Genomic DNA, 17,459 nt, shown 5'->3' on the forward strand with positions numbered 1-17,459 from the left:
CCAGTGCATCTGAGGTCCAGGAAATTAACAGGTAAAAGCATTTCGTTAGAATAAATTTTAATGGAATGCTTTTTGATGTTTAGGTAAGAAAGTTTATGTCTATACTTAAAATACAAATATATATTAAAAATAAAGGCTAATGAGGTGTTGGGAGGCAGTGTAAATGGCATCAGTAGTCAATAGTTTTGCTATAAGTGGGATAGATGGATATGTTGTAAAAATAGAAACAGATACTATATATGGGCAGCCTTCTGTATCAATCATTGGACTTGGTGATGCATCAATTAAAGAGGCTAAGGAAAGACTAGAGGCTTCTATTATAAATATTAAATATGAATTTCCCAAAATGAAGATCGTTATAAATCTCTCACCGGGTGATATCAAAAAGAGTGGCTCTCATTTTGATTTAGCCATGGCTATAGGGCTTTTAATACAGTCAAAGCAATTGACTTTTGAAGATAGTGAAAGCTTTGGGTTTATAGGAGAACTTTCTTTAAATGCTGACATAAGGGCATGCTCTGGGATTTTACCTATGGCAATTGAAGCCAAGAATAGTGGAATTACTAATTTAATTGTTCCAAGGAAAAATATAAGGGAAGCATCTTTAGTAAAAGGTATAAACATTTTTGGGTTTGAAAAGCTTACTGAAGTTATTTCTTTTTTAGAGGGTGTAAGCCCTTATAGTAATTTAGAAGATTTAAAATGCGATAATGTAATACAAAGGCCATATTTATATGATTTTGAAGATGTCCAAGGTCAAGATGCTATTATAGAATTTATTGTAGCAACTGCTGCAGGTGGTCACAATTTAATTATGTCTGGAGCACCTGGATGTGGTAAGTCAATGATAGCTAAAAGGATACCATCAATACTTACATCTATGATTGAAAAGGAAGCTTTAGAAGTAACAAAAATATATAGCGTATCAGGTGGTTTAAAAAATAGGGGTAGTTTGATAACAGAGAGGCCTTTTAGAGCCCCTCATCACAATGCATCTATAAATTCGCTTGTAGGTGGAGGAAATAATGCCATGCCAGGAGAGATTTCTCTAGCTCATAATGGTATATTATTTTTAGATGAAATTGCAGAATTCAATAAAAAGACTTTAGATGCTTTAAGGCAGCCTATGGAAGATAATAAGGTTACTATTTCTAGAGTTAAATGTACTCACGTTTACCCTTCAAGTTTTATGCTTATTGCTGCTATGAATCCATGTCCCTGTGGTTATTACGGAGAACAAAGATGCCATTGCACAGATTATGAAGTTTTGAAATATAGGCAGAAAATATCGGGGCCAATGCTAGATAGAATTGATATACAAAAATATGTTTTACCAGTAGATTTTATAAGACTTTCTGATAGTTCCAAAGGTATTAGTTCAAGTGAGCTTAGGGAAAGGGTTGAGTTTGATAGAAGTATACAAACAGAGAGGTATAAAGATATGGAAAATATAAGCTCAAACTCTGAAATGACACCTGCTTTAATTAAAGAGTTTTGTATACTAGATGATGAAAGTAAAAAGCTTCTACAAATGGCTTTTGATAGATTTAAGTATAGTGCTAGAACTTTTCATAAGTTTTTAAAAGTGGCAAGAACCTTTGCAGATATGGATGGTGTACAAAATGTAAGGAAGCAGCACATTGCAAAAGCTTTAATGTGCAGGGATTTAGATAAAGAGCAAGTGAATATGGTGGTGATATAGCTTGATTACATATGACAGTGATTTAGTATATTGGATATGGTTATCTGAAATTAATGGTGTAGGCCCAGTAACAGCAAAGGTATTGTTGGACATATTTAAAACCCCATATAACATTTATAAAGCTATAAAATCCGAACTTATAAATATAAAAGGTATAGGAAATACGACTACAGAGGCTATTTTTAATTCTAAATCTTTATTAAGGGCAGAGGGGATTTTAGAAAAGTGTAAGAGACTTGATATAGGAATATTAACCTATGGAGATGCGTTATATCCAGGTGAGGTAAAGAGTATTAAGAAGACACCCACTATATTATATTATAAAGGCAATATTATTGAAGATAGTATGGGTGTAGCTATTGTTGGTAGTAGAAGATGCACTGAATATGGTAAAAGATTAACAGTAGAAGCAGCGGAATTTTTAGCTCAAAATAATATACCAATTATTAGTGGAATGGCAAAAGGTGTAGATGGATATGCGCATACGGCTTCTCTAAGGAAAGGCGGATATACTTTAGCTATCTTAGGTTGTGGCATAGATATATGTTATCCAAAAGAACATATAGAACTTATGAAAGTGATTATAGAAAAGGGTGCGGTTATTTCAGAATACCCACCAGGAGTAAAGCCAGATGCTAAGCATTTTCCTATGAGAAATAGGTTAATAAGTGCTTGGTGTAAAAAGCTTTTAGTTGTGGAGGCAGGAGAAAAAAGTGGTTCTCTTATTACAGCAGCATTTGCAAAAGAACAAAATAGACAAGTGCTTGTAGCACCAAATGGTATTTATAGTAGAGAGAGCATGGGTACAAATAAGCTAATAGAAGAAGGGGCCAAGATATATTTAAATCCTTCCAAGTTGTTACCAGATCATATGCAAAACATAAGAATAAGTAATAAGAAAGAAGATATACAATTAACAATAAGCGAAGATTTAACACCCTTAGAAAAAGAGATACTTAGTAAAATAAAAGATAACCCCACTACCTTAGGTGAATTATTAATTATCTTAAAAGAGCATAAGTCAGATGTTTTAGAAACCATATCAATAATGGAGCTAAAAGGTCAGATAATAAACTTGGGTGGTATATTGAAAGAATGCCCCACAAGGAACCCAGGGTAGAATAAAATGGAAAACTGCGCTTAAACAGAAATGTTAGCAATGGCAAATAGCAAGAAGGTAACTTCGTTCACCTATAGCGACTCTGAGCACCAGTGAATTACGAGAGATAAGCATTTCATTAGAGTAAATTTTAATGGAATGCTTTTTTGAGTTTATTTCCATAATAAAAACCACAAAACATATATTAATAGCACTTAAATAAATAAAATAGGTGCCACTTTTACTTGACTCAAACTATCTGCAGTTAGAGTATAATTTTAGTAGGCAGAACTAGTATAAAAAACTATATAAATAAAAGGAGATGCAAAAACATCTCCCCAATACATAAATTATCCATTATAATTAAGTTGCAAACACAAAACTGAATGGAGTTGAATTTATGTATAATGTTAGTTTAAATGAAAATGGCTTAACTTTCAAGGAAATAGAGAAAAAGATTTATAAGATGGTTTGTGATGAAGCCTGCAATGTTTTAAAAAATGTGTTGGAAGCTTTAGATGAAAAGCTACTTAAAGAAAGAGATATTAAAGTATATAGAAATAAGGGACTTAAAAAGACTTGTTTAAGAACGATTATGGGGGATGTTGAATATTCAAGACGTATTTATCAGTTTGAACTTGAAGATGGTAAAACAGCTACTAAGTTCCTTTTAGATGAGTATCTAGGCATGGACACCATAGGTAATGTATCTATAAATCTTGTAGAAACTATTTTAACCAACGTGTCAGAAGTATCTTTTAGAAAAACAGCTGAAAATATAAAAACAATGTGTAATCAGGAAATTAGTGCTCAAGGAGTTTGGAACATAGTTCAAATGGTTGGAGAAAAGATAAATGAACTAGAAAAGCGTAAGATTGAACTAAATGAAAAAGGTGCGTTGAAAGGCAAAAAGGAAGTACCAGTGCTATTTCAGGAGCAAGACGGGGTATGGTTATCCATTCAGGGAAAAGATAGACCAAAGGGTAAGAATAGAAAAAAAGAACTTAAATTAGCAGTATCTTATACAGGTTGGAAGTTGCGTCCAGGCAGTAAAAAAGAATATGTTGTTATTGATAAAACTGTTTGTGCAAGTTTTAATAGTTCTAGCCACTTTAAAAAAGTTGCGGAAGCAACCATTGCTGAAAAGTATAATGTTGATGAAATAGAAACTAGGATATTAAATGGAGATGGTGCAAAGTGGATAAAAGCAACCTGTGAAGATCAAGACATACACTTTCAACTGGATCCATTTCATATAAGCCAAGCAATTATTAGAAAAGTAAGTGATAAAAAAGAACAGAAAGTCTTACTTAAGTTATTTAGGCAAGGGAAAGTTGATGAAGGGTTGGAAGCAATTGTTAACATGATGATAGAAAATAATAAAGATGAAGTTGTTTTTAAAAAGCTTACAGAGCTATATGACTATTTTGTACATAATAAAGAGGGCCTAGTTCCATATAAATTAAGAGACAATATAACTATGCCTACGGCACCCGAAGGGATAGAATATAGGCAATTAGGGACTATGGAACATAACATTTGCGATGTGTTAGCACATAGAATGAAAGGTAGAAAAATGAGCTGGTCTATTAATGGAGCCGATAACTTATCTAAAATTTTAGCAGAAAAGTTCAGCAATAGATTATTTAGTACCTTGGATAAGATCTATAAAAACATTATACCGAAGGGCGTTATAGATACTGTAATTCGTGAAATACCTTTATCCGCTTCCGCGGTTAATAAAAAGGGTACGAAATCTAAAGAATATAAGATACATACCGCGCCTATTCCTTATAGTGGAGCCGCGGTTACCTTGGGAAGAAAAGTAATACAAAAACTTTGTGGATTAAAAGGATTTGGAGATCTTAGTTACAATTAAGAATAAAAATGGTTAGGATAAATTATAAATACCCCATGTAAAATAATGGATAATAAATTAAATAAAATAGTTGCCCACTTTTACTTGACTCAAACCTATCTGCATACTGTTATTGTTTTCTGCATAAAATAGGGGTACAATATATGCAGAAAACCATAATAATATGCATTAGGAGGAATTTTATGAGGATATTTAATTATCTTGAGATAGATTCAGAATTGTATACTCCAGATATAGTAAACCTTGTTTCTGCTATTCATGAATATAAAGGAAAACAGGATTTGTTTATTGAGGCTGAGCCAGATATTTTAGAAGCTATGCTTCAGGTTGCAAAGATTCAAAGTACAGGTGCTTCAAATAGAATTGAGGGGATTTACACTTCAGAAGCCCGTTTGAATGAATTGGTAATAGAAAAAGCTGAACCAACAAACCGAAATGAACAAGAAATAGCAGGATACCGTGAAGTATTGAATACCATACATGAAAATTATGAATATATCACGCCACGTTCAAATATTATTCTACAACTACATCGTGACTTATATTCATACAATCCAACTTCTGCAGGTGGACGATGGAAAAATACAGATAACGTTATTGAGGAAGTAGATAGGGAAGGAAAACATAAGATTCGTTTTCAACCGTTACCTGCTTATGCTACCGCTGATGCAATGGAATCTCTTGGTGATGAATTTTTAAAGGCTATAGATAAAGGCGAGGTACAGGGCAATTGCATTTAAAAACTTGAGTTAAATCCCTTTACATAGTAGAATTTATTTAATAATATTACTAATGTAAAGGGGATTTTTATAATTATGTATAACGAACTTTCAAATTCTTTTATAAGCATTTCAGACCCAAGAGATAATAATTCAAAACATAAGCTTATTGATATACTAACAATAGCAACTTGTGCAATAATATGCGGAGCCGATACCTGGACAGATATAGCTCAATATGGCACATCAAAACAAGAGTGGTTTTCAACATTCTTAGAGCTTAATCATGGGATACCATCCCATGATACTTTTGGAAGAGTATTTTCTATTATTAATCCAAAAGAATTTCAGGAAGCGTTTATTAAGTGGATCAAAGATATTTCTGATAAAGTTACTGGTGACGTAATTGCCATAGATGGCAAGACAGTTAGGCATTCCTTTGATACAAGTAACAATAAATCAGCTATTCATATGGTAAGTGCATGGTCAAATCAGTTGGGTTTAGTTTTAGGTCAGATAAAGGTTAATGATAAATCAAATGAAATAACAGCAATTCCAGAATTATTAGATAAGATAGATATAAATAAATCTATAGTAACAATTGATGCTATGGGTACTCAAAAAAATATAGCTAAAAAAATAATCAAAAAGGGCGGAGATTATGTTTTAGCTTTAAAAGGTAATCATAAAAACTTTTCCAACGATATAAAATACTTTTTTGAAGAAGAATCTAAGAATAAATTTGCTGATGTTGAATATAGTTTTTTCAAGACTACTAACAAAGACCATGGCAGAATTGAAACACGTAAACATTACTTAATTAACGATTTAAACTGGCTTTCACAGAAGTCAGAGTGGAAAAACCTAAATAGTATAATTATGGTTGAATCTGAAAGAACCATAGGCGATAAAACATCTAAAGAAAGAAGATATTATATTTCGAGCTTAACAGAAAATGTTGAAAAAGTTGCTGATGCCATTAGAAAACATTGGGGAATAGAGAATAGCTTACATTGGATTTTAGATATTGCTTTTAGAGAAGATGATAGCCGAATAAGAATTGAAAATGCAGCTGAAAACTTTGCCATTTTAAGGCACATAGCTTTAAACTTATTAAAAAATGAAAAATCAGTAAAGATTGGTGTAAAAGCTAAAAGGCTCAAATCCGGTTGGGATAATGATTATTTAAAAAAGGTTTTAACTTCAATCCAATAGGAATATCGTTTTCATAAAGTTATTACAGTTCTAATATCTTAAGTAAACGTTATATTAAACTTCTGTATTTTCAAGTGCAACAATATCCTTATACTACCAAAATATGATTAAACTTTAGCTCATTACAATATAAGGATGCAATTGCCCTGAGGCGAGGTAGATCCACTCTTGCTTATTTCAAAATTCATTATAGACTTTCTTTGTATCCACCCTTTCAATGATGGAAATGGTAGAATGAGTAGGCTTCTTACACTACTACTTCTTTATCAGCAGGGTTATATTGTTGGTAAGTATATAAGTATTGAGATGATAATTGAAAAAACTAAGGAAACCTATTATGATACTCTAAAAGAGAGTTCAGCTTTATGGCATGAAGGAAAAAATAACTATGCACCATTTGTAAAATATTATCTTAGTGTTATTTTAAGTGCTTATAAGGAGTTTGCAAGTAGAGTAGAAACAATAATTAATAAAGGGCTTACAAAGTCCGAACGTATTCGTTATATTTTTTCAAATAAAGTAGGGAAAATTACAAAATCAGAAATTGCAGCATTATGCCCGGATATTAGTGTCACAACAATTGAGAAGGCGCTTTCTGATTTATTAAAAGAGGAATATATTATAAAGGTTGGTATTGGCCGCAGTACCGCGTACATTCGAAATCATGAATCATCGTAAATATACTAGCAAGTCCCAACAAGGAACCCAGGGTAGAATAAAATGTAAATAGTGAGGTGTGAAATGTATTGGTTAAAACAAAGCATAAAATTATTTTTCAATGCTGAAAAAAAGAAATTTGCTCCTTTTTTTTCGGGGTACTAGTTTTATTAGTGGGATTTCGTTTAAATGCTCCTAAGTTAGAATCAGAATATACAATAATTATTTTAACCATTGTAACTATGATCTGCAGATACAATTTTGTTGCAGATTATATAGCTAAATCTGACATGGACAATTTACATAAAGAGGGTAAAGTAGTTTCGTATATTATAAGTAAAAATGTATTTTCAATTATGTTAACATTTTCTATAGTATCTATTAGTTCTGTTATTTACTTTTTAATTGGAAAAATAAATTTAGAAGTTAATTATTATATAACATTATTCAGTTTAGGTATATGTATAGTAGCATTAAATAATTTAATATTAATTTTTCATAATAAACCATCAGAATTAAGATCAAATGACTATAAGGCAGTTAAAAATGTAGAGTTAGGATTTAAGGATTTGATAGAATCATTACCATCTTTAATGATTGTGTTTTTAATTTATTATTTTAATAAATATTGCTACAATATTTATGTTTATCAAGCTATAGTTATTTGGATATTTTCAATAATTATGTTATATATTAAGTTAAAATCTATTGGAATTAAAAAATAAAGATTATAAACTAGGAATGTTTTAGCAAGGATGAATAAGGGTGGTTACATGACGGGTATGAAATCGCTAGAAAGTACTGTTACAAAGTTAAGTTCTGTACTTGAGATTGAGCGCAAAGTTACATGGGTGAAATTTATCTTTGATAAAGGTGAGTATGAGGCATCGGATGCAAGGACACTTACCAATAAATGCCCTTATTGTGTTATGGTTAAATCTGCTATGGCAGGTGTCAGTATCAAGGCAAGTCTAGAGCAATTTGGATGTGGTGGAGCTATTAATGCTCTTGGAATGACAATCTCAGACGAACTTTCAAAATCAGGTAGGTCAGCATTAAACCTTGGGATTTATAAGGATATTGGTGTGGATTATGATAAATTCTATTACTATGACTATGTAAAGAAATAAATGGTATAATATACTAAGAAATAATTGTAAGGGGTGTATTTATATGAAGGTTGGAATTGGAGTTGTAATGTATATATTAATGGGTGTAATTATTGCGGAATTAGCAAGATTAATAGGATCAAAGATATTTAAAATTTCAAATATTTATACAACCTTAGTAGGATTTCTAAAAAAGAGACATAAATAAAATTAAAAAAATAAGCCCCACATAAGCTTCATATAAACAAAAGTATAATTATTCTTTAAGGAATGAATTATTTATTTCTATAGTAGCGAAAATAATAAAGATTGCAAGTTATAATTTCCACTAGCCCAAAAGTATAATAAGAATTAGGTGAAAATATACTATAATTGATGGTAAGGAGTGAAAAATTATGTTTCTTATAATAGATAACTATGATTCATTTGTATACAACTTAGTAAGATATTTAGAAGAACTAAAGGAAGATGTTAAGGTTTATAAAAATGATAAATTAACACTAGAAGATGTGGAAAAAATGCAGCCACAAGGAATTATAATTTCTCCAGGTCCTAAGTCACCTAAACAATCAGGTATTTGTGTAGATATAATTAAAAAGTTTAGTGGGAAGATTCCTATTTTAGGCATATGTCTTGGACATCAAAGTATTGGATATGCATTTGGTGCTAATATTATAAAGGGTAAAGAACCTATACATGGAAAGGTATTTAAAGTATACCATAAAGATATAGGAGTATTTAAACAAATTAAAAATCCAGTGAGGGTTACAAGATATCATTCATTAGTAATAGAAAAGAAAACACTTCCAGAATGTCTTATTATAACTTGTGAAACTACAGATGGAGTTATAATGGGAGTTAGACATAAAGAATATCTTGTTGAAGGAGTACAATTTCATCCCGAAGCAGAGCTAACAGAGTGCGGACATGAAATGCTTAAGAATTTCTTAGAAGAAGCAAGAAGAGTTAATAAGGGGGAGTTATATGGAGTTTTTAATTAAAGAAATAAAAACAGAATTAGATGCTTTTGATATTTACTCAGTATTTAAAGAAGATAAAACAGTTACGATTTTAGATAGTGGTATGGGTGATGGAAATTTAGGTAGATACTCTTTTATAGGATTAAACTCTTTTGCTACATTTAAGTATGAAAATAATATTTGTATTATAAATAAAAAAAGATTTAATGGTGAACCTTTTGAAGAACTTGGTAAACTGATTAGTAAATACAAAATTAAAAATAATACAGAATTTCCATATGTAGCCGGAGCTATGGGGTACATTTCTTATGATATAGGAAGGCCTATAGAAGGGATTCATACTATGAATGTGGAGGAAGTGAAGATACCTGGTTGTTATTTTTATTTTTATGATAATGGGATAATAGTAGATAACATCAAAAAGAAAACTTACATTACTTCTTTAGGAATATTGAAGTCAAAAGAAGATAGTATTAATGAACTAAAAGATAAAATACTCAAGGGACATAAAATTCAATATACAGAACTAAATAAGAGTGATACGGAGTTTATATCAAATTTTGGTAAAGATGAGTATATAGATACGGTAGAGAGGGTTAGGCAGTATATAAGGAATGGTGATGTTTATATTACTAATCTAACTCAAAGATTCTGCTGTGAAACAAAAAAAGAACCTTATGAGGTATATAAGGACTTAAGACATATAAATCCTGCTCCATTTGCTGCATTTATGAATGTTGAAGATTTTAGTTTAGTATGTTCTTCCCCAGAGAGGTTTTTAAAAATAATGAATAATATTGTAGAAACAAGACCTATTAAGGGTACAAGACCAAGAGGTAAAAATAAGGAAGAAGATTTTAAAAATAGAAAAGAACTTATAGATAGCGAAAAGGATAAGTCAGAGTTATTAATGATTGTAGATTTGGAGAGAAATGATTTAAGCAAAGTTTGTAAACCTTATTCTGTGAAGGTAACAGAGCTCTTTAAGTTAGAGGAGTACAGTACGGTATTTCACTTAGTATCTACTATTATAGGAGAGTTAAAAGATGAATATACAGCAATAGATTGCATAAAAGCATGTTTCCCAGGAGGATCTATAACCGGTGCACCTAAGGTCAGATCTATGGAAGTAATTGATGAATTAGAGCATAATAGAAGAAATGTTTATACAGGATGTATAGGATACTTAGGTTTTGATGGTAATGCAGATTTAAATATAGTTATAAGAACTATATTTATGAAAGATGGAAAGGCTTATCTAGGTGTGGGTGGAGGAATTACCTGGGAATCGAAAAAAGAAGAAGAATATGATGAAACATTAGATAAAGCCAGAGCTTTAATGAAAGTACTATAAAGGGGTTTTTTTAGTCATGATACTTTTAAATGGTAATGTGGTAGAAGACGACAAAGTTTTTTTAGATAGTGGGGTTTATTTTGGAAGGGGACTTTTTGAAACTATGATTGTAGACAATGTACCACTTTTTCTTGAATATCATTTAGATAGGATAAATAAGGGTCTTTTTATTATAGGAATATATAAACAAATTACTAAAGATGAAGTTTTAGATGCTGTTAAGAAGCTTCAGTGTAATAACTGTGTTTTAAAGTTAGTGGTTACAGAGGAAAATACATTATTCACCAATAGAAAAAACGATTATACTGAGGAACATTATAAAAAGGGATTTAAAGTTAAAATAAGTTCGGTGAAGCGAAATGAGTTTTCTGAAATTACATACTTAAAATCATTGAATTATTTAGAAAACATATTGGAACATGAAAAATGTATTAATGAGGGATATAATGAGGTGTTGTTTTTTAACACAGAGGATAAATTAGCAGAGGGAAGTGTATCTAATGTATTTTTCATAAAGAATAAAAAGATATATACTCCATCTACAGAATGTGGATTGCTTGAGGGTATTGTAAGAAAATTTATAATCAATAACTTTGATGTTACTGAAGGTAAATTCATAAGGTCTGATCTAATGTCGGCGGATAGTGTTTTTTTAACTAATAGCCTTATGGGAGTAATGAGGGTCTCCAATATTTACAAAACAAATTTTGATGAATGTAGTATTATTAAGAAGATAAAAAAAGCTTATCAAGAACAATTGACAAAATATTAAACATGAATATTATAAGGGGTAAGATAATAACTTCTTCACCCTGTAACACCCCAGGATCCGACAAGCAAGGGGTAGAAAATAAACAAAATATAAAATATATTAAGCATCCTTACTTTGTATAGATAATATGAATAGAAGATCAAATATACATTATAATTACAAATAACTACAATCATTGATAATATATTACAAACGTGATACACTCATGACTGTGAAGAAAATACTTTTATCATTGATTAAATATACAATAAGTAAAAGTGAAAGGGGAAAATTATGCGCAAAAAAATCAGATTTATGGTACTATTCCTATCAGTTTTAATGTTATTTTCCTTAGGAGTACAAAATGAAGCTATGGCATATGTAATAAATAAGGATGAAATTGTAACTCCTGATAAAGATGATGTACTACCAGATGAAATGCTTAACTGGGTTATAAGATGTGCAAAGAAAAAGACAAAAGATTATAGTTATATTAAATTAACAAAGGAAGACTTGTTACAATTACCAGAGATTTATTATTCTGAGGGAGATCACTATGATCTATATGAATTTAATGTATTTGTTAAAAGTATTGAAGGGCTTCAATATGCTAATGATACAGAAAGGATTATATTACCTTATAATGAAATTTCAGATTTAAATCCTATATCAAAGTTGACTAAGGTAAATAAAATTATATTAAATTGTAATGAAATTTCAGATATTAGACCATTAGAAAATCTAATAAATGTTACAGATATTCATTTAGGTGATAATGAACTTACAACTTTAGAGCCTCTTTCTAAGATGACCAAGCTTACAAGTTTAAACGTTGAATTAAATCATGAAATAAGTAATATAAGTACCATAAAAAACTTTCCTAAATTGAAATACTTAAATTTAGGATATAATAATATATCAGACATTACTGCATTAAAAGAGTTAAAAGATATGGAGGATGCATTAATACTAGGATCAAATAAAATCCAAGATATAAGTCCAATTGCTAGTATGACAAAATTAAAAGAGTTAGACCTTTCTTCTAACAATATTTCAGATATTAGTGTTTTAAAAAACCTTAAAAGTCTTAAAATTTTAAGACTAAGCAATAATAGTGGCATAAAAGATATTACACCACTTACAAACCTTACTCAATTGGATAAGAATGAATTATGGATTACAGGAACAGCAATAGAAAATGAAAAGGATAACTTATTTAAGATAATCGATGTCAATAAACTAATTAATAAATTTAAAGCAAATTCTATTACTATTAATGATAAAGATGAAGTAGCTAAAGCAAGAAAAGCTTTTGATTTACTTCCAAAAGATTTACAAAAATATATTAAAGAATTAAAAATTACTGCAGCAGAAGAAAATATAGATAGACTTGAAAAAGGTGAATCAATAAAACAATATCCTGAATTAAGTGAATTTGATGACCAACCAATGGTAGTAGAAGATATGAAAACGTTAGAAGTTAAGGTAGTAGATAAAAGTGGAAAGCCATTGAGTAATGTGAATTTTAATCTTAAGTCTTTTTTTGATAAAAAGTTAACTTCAGATGAAAAGGGTGTCATTAAATATTCTGTTGTTCCTTGGGAAAGATACCTAGAATATAAGATAGAACTTGATGATAAAGATACATATACTTCAGATATAGAGGAAATTACATTTAAAATAGATGGTACTCCAAAGATAGCTGAAATAAATGGACAAGCCGTTACAGGAAAAGAAAATCTTAAGTTTGTACTTACAACTAAAGGGGAAGTAAAACCTGTAGTAGAAAAATTAAAACTTCAAAGCGCAATATTAGATGCAGAAAGTAAAGATGCAAATAAGTATACAGAAGAAAGCTATAAACAATTAACTAATGCATTAGCAGCAGGTAAAGAAATATTACAAAATGAAGATGCAACAAAAGAAGAAGTTGAATTAAATACTAACAATGTAATTGATGCAATAGCTAAATTAGTAGAAAAAAGCATAGAATCAGAAGTAACACCAGGAGTAGAACCTGAAGTAACACCAGGAGTAGAACCTGAAGTTAAACCAGAGGTTAAACCTGAAGTTAAACCAGAGGTTAAACCTGAAGTTAAACCAGAGATTAAACCTGAAGTGAAACCAGAAGTGAAACTAGAGGTTGAACTCGAAGTGAAACCAGAGGTTGAGCTCGAAGTTAATACAGAAGTAAAACCAGAAACTAAACCTGAGGTTAAATCGATTTCACAAACTGTATCAGAAAATAAGAAAACAGATAATAAGAAATCTAGCCTATTACCCAAAACAGGTGGATCATCATTAAATATGAATATTATCTTAGGAAGTTTTTTAACTGTTATAGGTATTGGTATGACTTTATTAAAAAAAGTTAATATATAGAATTTAAGTCACGACGATTAAATTAATAATTTATATTAAATGTGAAAGAATAAGAAATAGAGAACCAGTATGTAAATAATAACTGCCAAATTGAGTAAAATTAATTTGGTAGTTTTTGTTTATGAAAATGTATAGATGTGGTAATATATAATGTGAGTAAAAAACAAAATGAAAAGGTATACTAAATAGAAAAACACAAAATATCTAAAATCAAAATTCATGGAATCTTATATTTTTAAATTTAGGATGAGGTTGGTGAGTAAATAATAAATATTATTATGCAATATAAAGAGTTATTAAAATTAGAACAAAGTGCTAGAAATAATTTTAAATATCACATATTAAAAGCAAATGTTGAGTATGAACTAGGGGAATTTAAATTATGCAAGTCTTCATATGAGAATAGCATAATATTAATGGAAGATGATGAGTTATCATTAATAAGTTTAATAGAATTAGCTACATTAATAGGAGGATGGGACTATCTTTTTAGAAATATTAATCTAAAAAAGGTGTTTAATAAAGATTATGATGATGAGTTTTTGGATAGCTGTAGTAAGTTAATAAAAGCTAAAATAAGTGGAACATCCTTTGATGTGTCAGAATTAATAAAATGTGCTAAAACAAAAAAACAAAAGAGTATATCAGCTTATTTGACGGCTATATTTATTCCTAATGATGAGGAAAGACTATATGATGTTGCATTAGAACTATTTGAGGGAAATCTAGCAGCAGCTGAATATCTTTATGGATGTGGTAAGGAACTAAATATAGATATAATAACGAAGCTTATATATTTAGACATGATAGGGAATAAGAGTGTTTTGGAGTCTAAAAGGGAAGATGAGTTAGGGTTAGAGTTTCTTCCCCTTGGTGGTGGAGATAATATAGGAGCTAGCTCCTACTTTTTAAAAGTTAAAGAGGTAAACATTTTAATAGATGCAGGTATTAAACTTGAGGGAAACAAAGTTATATATCCTAATTATCAATTACTTATAGATAAAGAATTGATTAATAAATTAGATTATGTAATCATAACGCATGCTCATTTAGATCATTGTGGTGGAATAGTTGAATTATATAAGTTAAATAAAGGCATTAAACCAATAATGACTAGAGAAACTAAGGAGTTATTAAGATTTAACTTAAAGCATCAGTTTGATAATGAAAATGATTTATATATATTAGATTCTCTGTTAGATAGAATTATAATATTAGACTTTAATAAAAGAATTTATCTAAGAAATGAGGAGGTTTCCATTGAACTATACAGAGCTGGTCATATATTAGGGGCAAGTTCTATTATGATAAGAAGCGATAAGTGTAGTATATTTCATACGGGAGATTTCTGTACTAGAGATCAAGAAACTATAGAGGGTATTGATTTCCCTATAGGTGAAAAAATCGATGTACTTATTACTGAGTCCACTTATGGAGATAGCCAATGTAAGTCTGTTAATCATGAATGTAAAAGGCTAAAAGAGTTTGTTCAAGAAAAGATGAATGAAGGGAAGCAAGTACTGATTCCTTCATTTTCTATTGGGCGTGCTCAAGAAATATTAGCTTTAATATCTAGGAAAAGTGAAAGTAGGGCAAGGGTGTATTTAGATGGTAGTGCAGTAGAGGCCTCTGCTATTTATCACAAATATGCTGAGAAGGCTATGGGGGATTTAAGATATTATATTGTGGATGAAAAGCTTTATAGTTCAAAAAAGATATTTATTGAACAGGAAGCTTTGAGTAATAGATGCTGTATAGTAACAAGTTCAGGTATGTTGCTTGAAGGAAGTGCTTCCTCTCAGTATGCTAAAACTATGTTAGGAAATGATAATTGTGTTTGTATATTAACAGGATATCAAGCAAGTGGAACACTTGGATTAAGATTAAAAGAACAATTAAATTTTGAACATAAATATATCACTATTGAAGATGAAAGAATTATTATAAAAGCGGAATTAAATGAATTCAATTTATCAGCTCATGCTAATTTAAATGAAATATTAGCTTTAGAATTATGTTTAAAAGCTAATAATGTAATCTTAATACATGGTGAATTCAAGGACAAGCATTCAATATTAGAAGACAAATTAAATGAAATCGATAATGTTAAAGTTTATCAAAGTAAGAATAATGACTTAATTAGTTTGTAGGAGGTTCAAATAATGAAAGAAACAATTAAAAAGGTTATATTACATCCATATTTAAAGTCCTGGAATAGATATTTACAAGATAAAGAGAAGGTGGACATTGTAGAACGGTTGAAGCCTTTTAATTTGAGTGAGGAAAAAGAGAGGAGAGATATTGGATTTAAAATAACATTCTCTATTTTTAAAACTAGTAAGGAATTAGATAACCCAGGTGATGTGACGATAAAGGTACTAGAGATACTGGGTGAATATGAATATCTTAATGAAGATATAATAAAAGCTTTTCAGAGTCGATTAATGTTAACAACAGAGGTGGGCTTAAAAGATTACCATGAAATGTTTAATAGCAATATTATTAATTTTAGTGTAGAAAGAAGGGCTAATAAATATACAAATTGGTTTGTAGAATTAATTACGTATTATTATATTTCAAAAGGGAATACAAGTCCTAATGAAATAAAAATGGAAATTGAAAATATTATAATAAAGAGTAGTAATATGGCTAATATAAAAGAACAAAGTATATATGATATTCAAAAACAAAAAGGATTTTTGAGGAAAGAAATAATGGATAATATAAGCGATATTATAATGGAACATAAAGACGATATAGATGAGTTATGTAAGGACATTGTAAGTAAGTCAGAAAAGGGTTCAGATTTAATTCATGGAGAAGTGATGACACAAGTAGTCACACCTCCAGTTACTCCGACGTCTATTTCTACTACTAGAGATGTGGCAAGTGACATATTAAACGTGTTTAGTAGTGCTACTAATAATAAAAGTGAAATAGCGGAAGTCTTACCTATGAAAGATAAAGCTTCAAAAAAGGATATTAAAAGTGAAGATGTGATAAAGAAAGATATTAAAAGTGAAGATGTGATAAAGAAAGATATTAATAGTGAAAATATAATAGAAAAGGATACTAAAAGCGAAAATGTAATGAAAAATCATATTAAAATTAAAAATATAATAGAAAAAACCAAAGAAGTAAAAAGCAATGAGAAGTCCGTTCTTGATGACACTATTAATCATTTAAAAGCTTTAGCAAATTCACTAGGATATAACATTGTGAAAAAACATGAATTAAGTAAAGATGATGAAGGCTTAGAAAAGGATATAAAACTATTAAAATCAATGGCAGATATAGAAAATCAATTCGTGTTAAGTGAGCTCTACAACTCATATAAGAATATTAACACTATATCAAAGGAGAATTTAGGAGCAAACATTGAAAGTTTCTTTGTTAATCTTGCATTGAATCAATTTGAGGTAAATGAAGATGAGTATAAGGTAGGACAAGTAGTAAAGGTTAATACAAAAGATGCATTAAAAGAATATAAGTTTAACAATGCAGTTAGTAAAGATGGTGAGATCGAAGGGGTGGTAAAATACCTGTCTTGGAGTTATAAGGGTATTAAGGTAGTCCCTATGATTATAGAGCCTAAATAAAAGGAGGAATAAA

General features: G+C 29.8%; 15 protein-coding genes. All 15 read left to right on the plus strand.

The window, feature by feature from the left end; genetic code table 11:
- Window positions 1-163: 163 nt before the first annotated feature.
- The 15 genes from DY168_RS02080 (at window position 164) to DY168_RS02145 (ending at window position 17,446) form a co-directional block, all read left to right on the plus strand.
- Window positions 164-1,702 (plus strand): YifB family Mg chelatase-like AAA ATPase, encoded by a 1,539-nt coding sequence (locus DY168_RS02080; protein ID WP_115640253.1) that lies wholly within the window; start codon window positions 164-166, stop codon window positions 1,700-1,702.
- Window position 1,703: 1 nt separating this feature from the next.
- Window positions 1,704-2,822, plus strand: a complete 1,119-nt coding sequence (gene dprA / locus DY168_RS02085) for a DNA-processing protein DprA (RefSeq protein ID WP_242984034.1) — start codon at window positions 1,704-1,706, stop codon at window positions 2,820-2,822.
- A gap of 379 nt (window positions 2,823-3,201) precedes the next feature.
- Window positions 3,202-4,680: an ISLre2 family transposase gene (locus DY168_RS02090; RefSeq protein ID WP_115640254.1), complete on the plus strand. Its 1,479-nt coding sequence runs from the start codon at window positions 3,202-3,204 to the stop codon at window positions 4,678-4,680.
- A 182-nt stretch (window positions 4,681-4,862) separates the two neighbouring features.
- Window positions 4,863-5,420, plus strand: coding sequence for a Fic family protein (locus tag DY168_RS02095; RefSeq protein WP_174905308.1), 558 nt, complete (start codon window positions 4,863-4,865; stop codon window positions 5,418-5,420).
- A 75-nt stretch (window positions 5,421-5,495) separates the two neighbouring features.
- Window positions 5,496-6,614 (plus strand): ISAs1 family transposase, encoded by a 1,119-nt coding sequence (locus DY168_RS02100; RefSeq protein ID WP_115640208.1) that lies wholly within the window; start codon window positions 5,496-5,498, stop codon window positions 6,612-6,614.
- A 168-nt stretch (window positions 6,615-6,782) separates the two neighbouring features.
- Window positions 6,783-7,292, plus strand: a complete 510-nt coding sequence (locus tag DY168_RS02105) for a Fic family protein (RefSeq protein WP_341458776.1) — start codon at window positions 6,783-6,785, stop codon at window positions 7,290-7,292.
- Window positions 7,293-7,444: 152 nt separating this feature from the next.
- Complete coding sequence (locus DY168_RS02110; RefSeq protein WP_115640255.1) at window positions 7,445-7,996, plus strand: hypothetical protein; 552 nt, start codon at window positions 7,445-7,447, stop codon at window positions 7,994-7,996.
- 48 nt (window positions 7,997-8,044) lie between these two features.
- Window positions 8,045-8,401 carry a DUF169 domain-containing protein gene (locus tag DY168_RS02115; protein WP_172556238.1) on the plus strand — a complete coding sequence of 119 codons (357 nt, stop codon included), beginning with the start codon at window positions 8,045-8,047 and terminating at the stop codon, window positions 8,399-8,401.
- A 43-nt stretch (window positions 8,402-8,444) separates the two neighbouring features.
- Window positions 8,445-8,588, plus strand: a complete 144-nt coding sequence (locus tag DY168_RS14595) for a hypothetical protein (protein WP_172556239.1) — start codon at window positions 8,445-8,447, stop codon at window positions 8,586-8,588.
- A 187-nt stretch (window positions 8,589-8,775) separates the two neighbouring features.
- Entirely contained in the window at window positions 8,776-9,381 is a 606-nt protein-coding gene (locus DY168_RS02120) for an anthranilate synthase component II (protein WP_115640257.1), read from the plus strand.
- Window positions 9,365-10,714: an aminodeoxychorismate synthase component I gene (gene pabB, locus DY168_RS02125; RefSeq protein ID WP_115640258.1), complete on the plus strand. Its 1,350-nt coding sequence runs from the start codon at window positions 9,365-9,367 to the stop codon at window positions 10,712-10,714. Before DY168_RS02120 ends, pabB begins: the two co-directional genes overlap by 17 nt.
- Window positions 10,715-10,730: 16 nt before the next feature.
- Window positions 10,731-11,486: an aminotransferase class IV gene (locus DY168_RS02130; RefSeq protein WP_115640259.1), complete on the plus strand. Its 756-nt coding sequence runs from the start codon at window positions 10,731-10,733 to the stop codon at window positions 11,484-11,486.
- Window positions 11,487-11,759: 273 nt separating this feature from the next.
- Window positions 11,760-13,847, plus strand: coding sequence for a leucine-rich repeat domain-containing protein (locus tag DY168_RS02135; protein WP_115640260.1), 2,088 nt, complete (start codon window positions 11,760-11,762; stop codon window positions 13,845-13,847).
- A 278-nt stretch (window positions 13,848-14,125) separates the two neighbouring features.
- Window positions 14,126-15,997 (plus strand): MBL fold metallo-hydrolase, encoded by a 1,872-nt coding sequence (locus DY168_RS02140; protein ID WP_115640261.1) that lies wholly within the window; start codon window positions 14,126-14,128, stop codon window positions 15,995-15,997.
- 12 nt (window positions 15,998-16,009) lie between these two features.
- On the plus strand, window positions 16,010-17,446 hold the full coding sequence (locus tag DY168_RS02145; protein ID WP_115640262.1) for a hypothetical protein: 1,437 nt from the start codon (window positions 16,010-16,012) through the stop codon (window positions 17,444-17,446).
- Window positions 17,447-17,459 lie beyond the last annotated feature (13 nt).

Origin of the sequence: Clostridium putrefaciens (genome assembly GCF_900461105.1) — a bacterium.
Classification (GTDB): domain Bacteria; phylum Bacillota; class Clostridia; order Clostridiales; family Clostridiaceae; genus Clostridium_L; species Clostridium_L putrefaciens.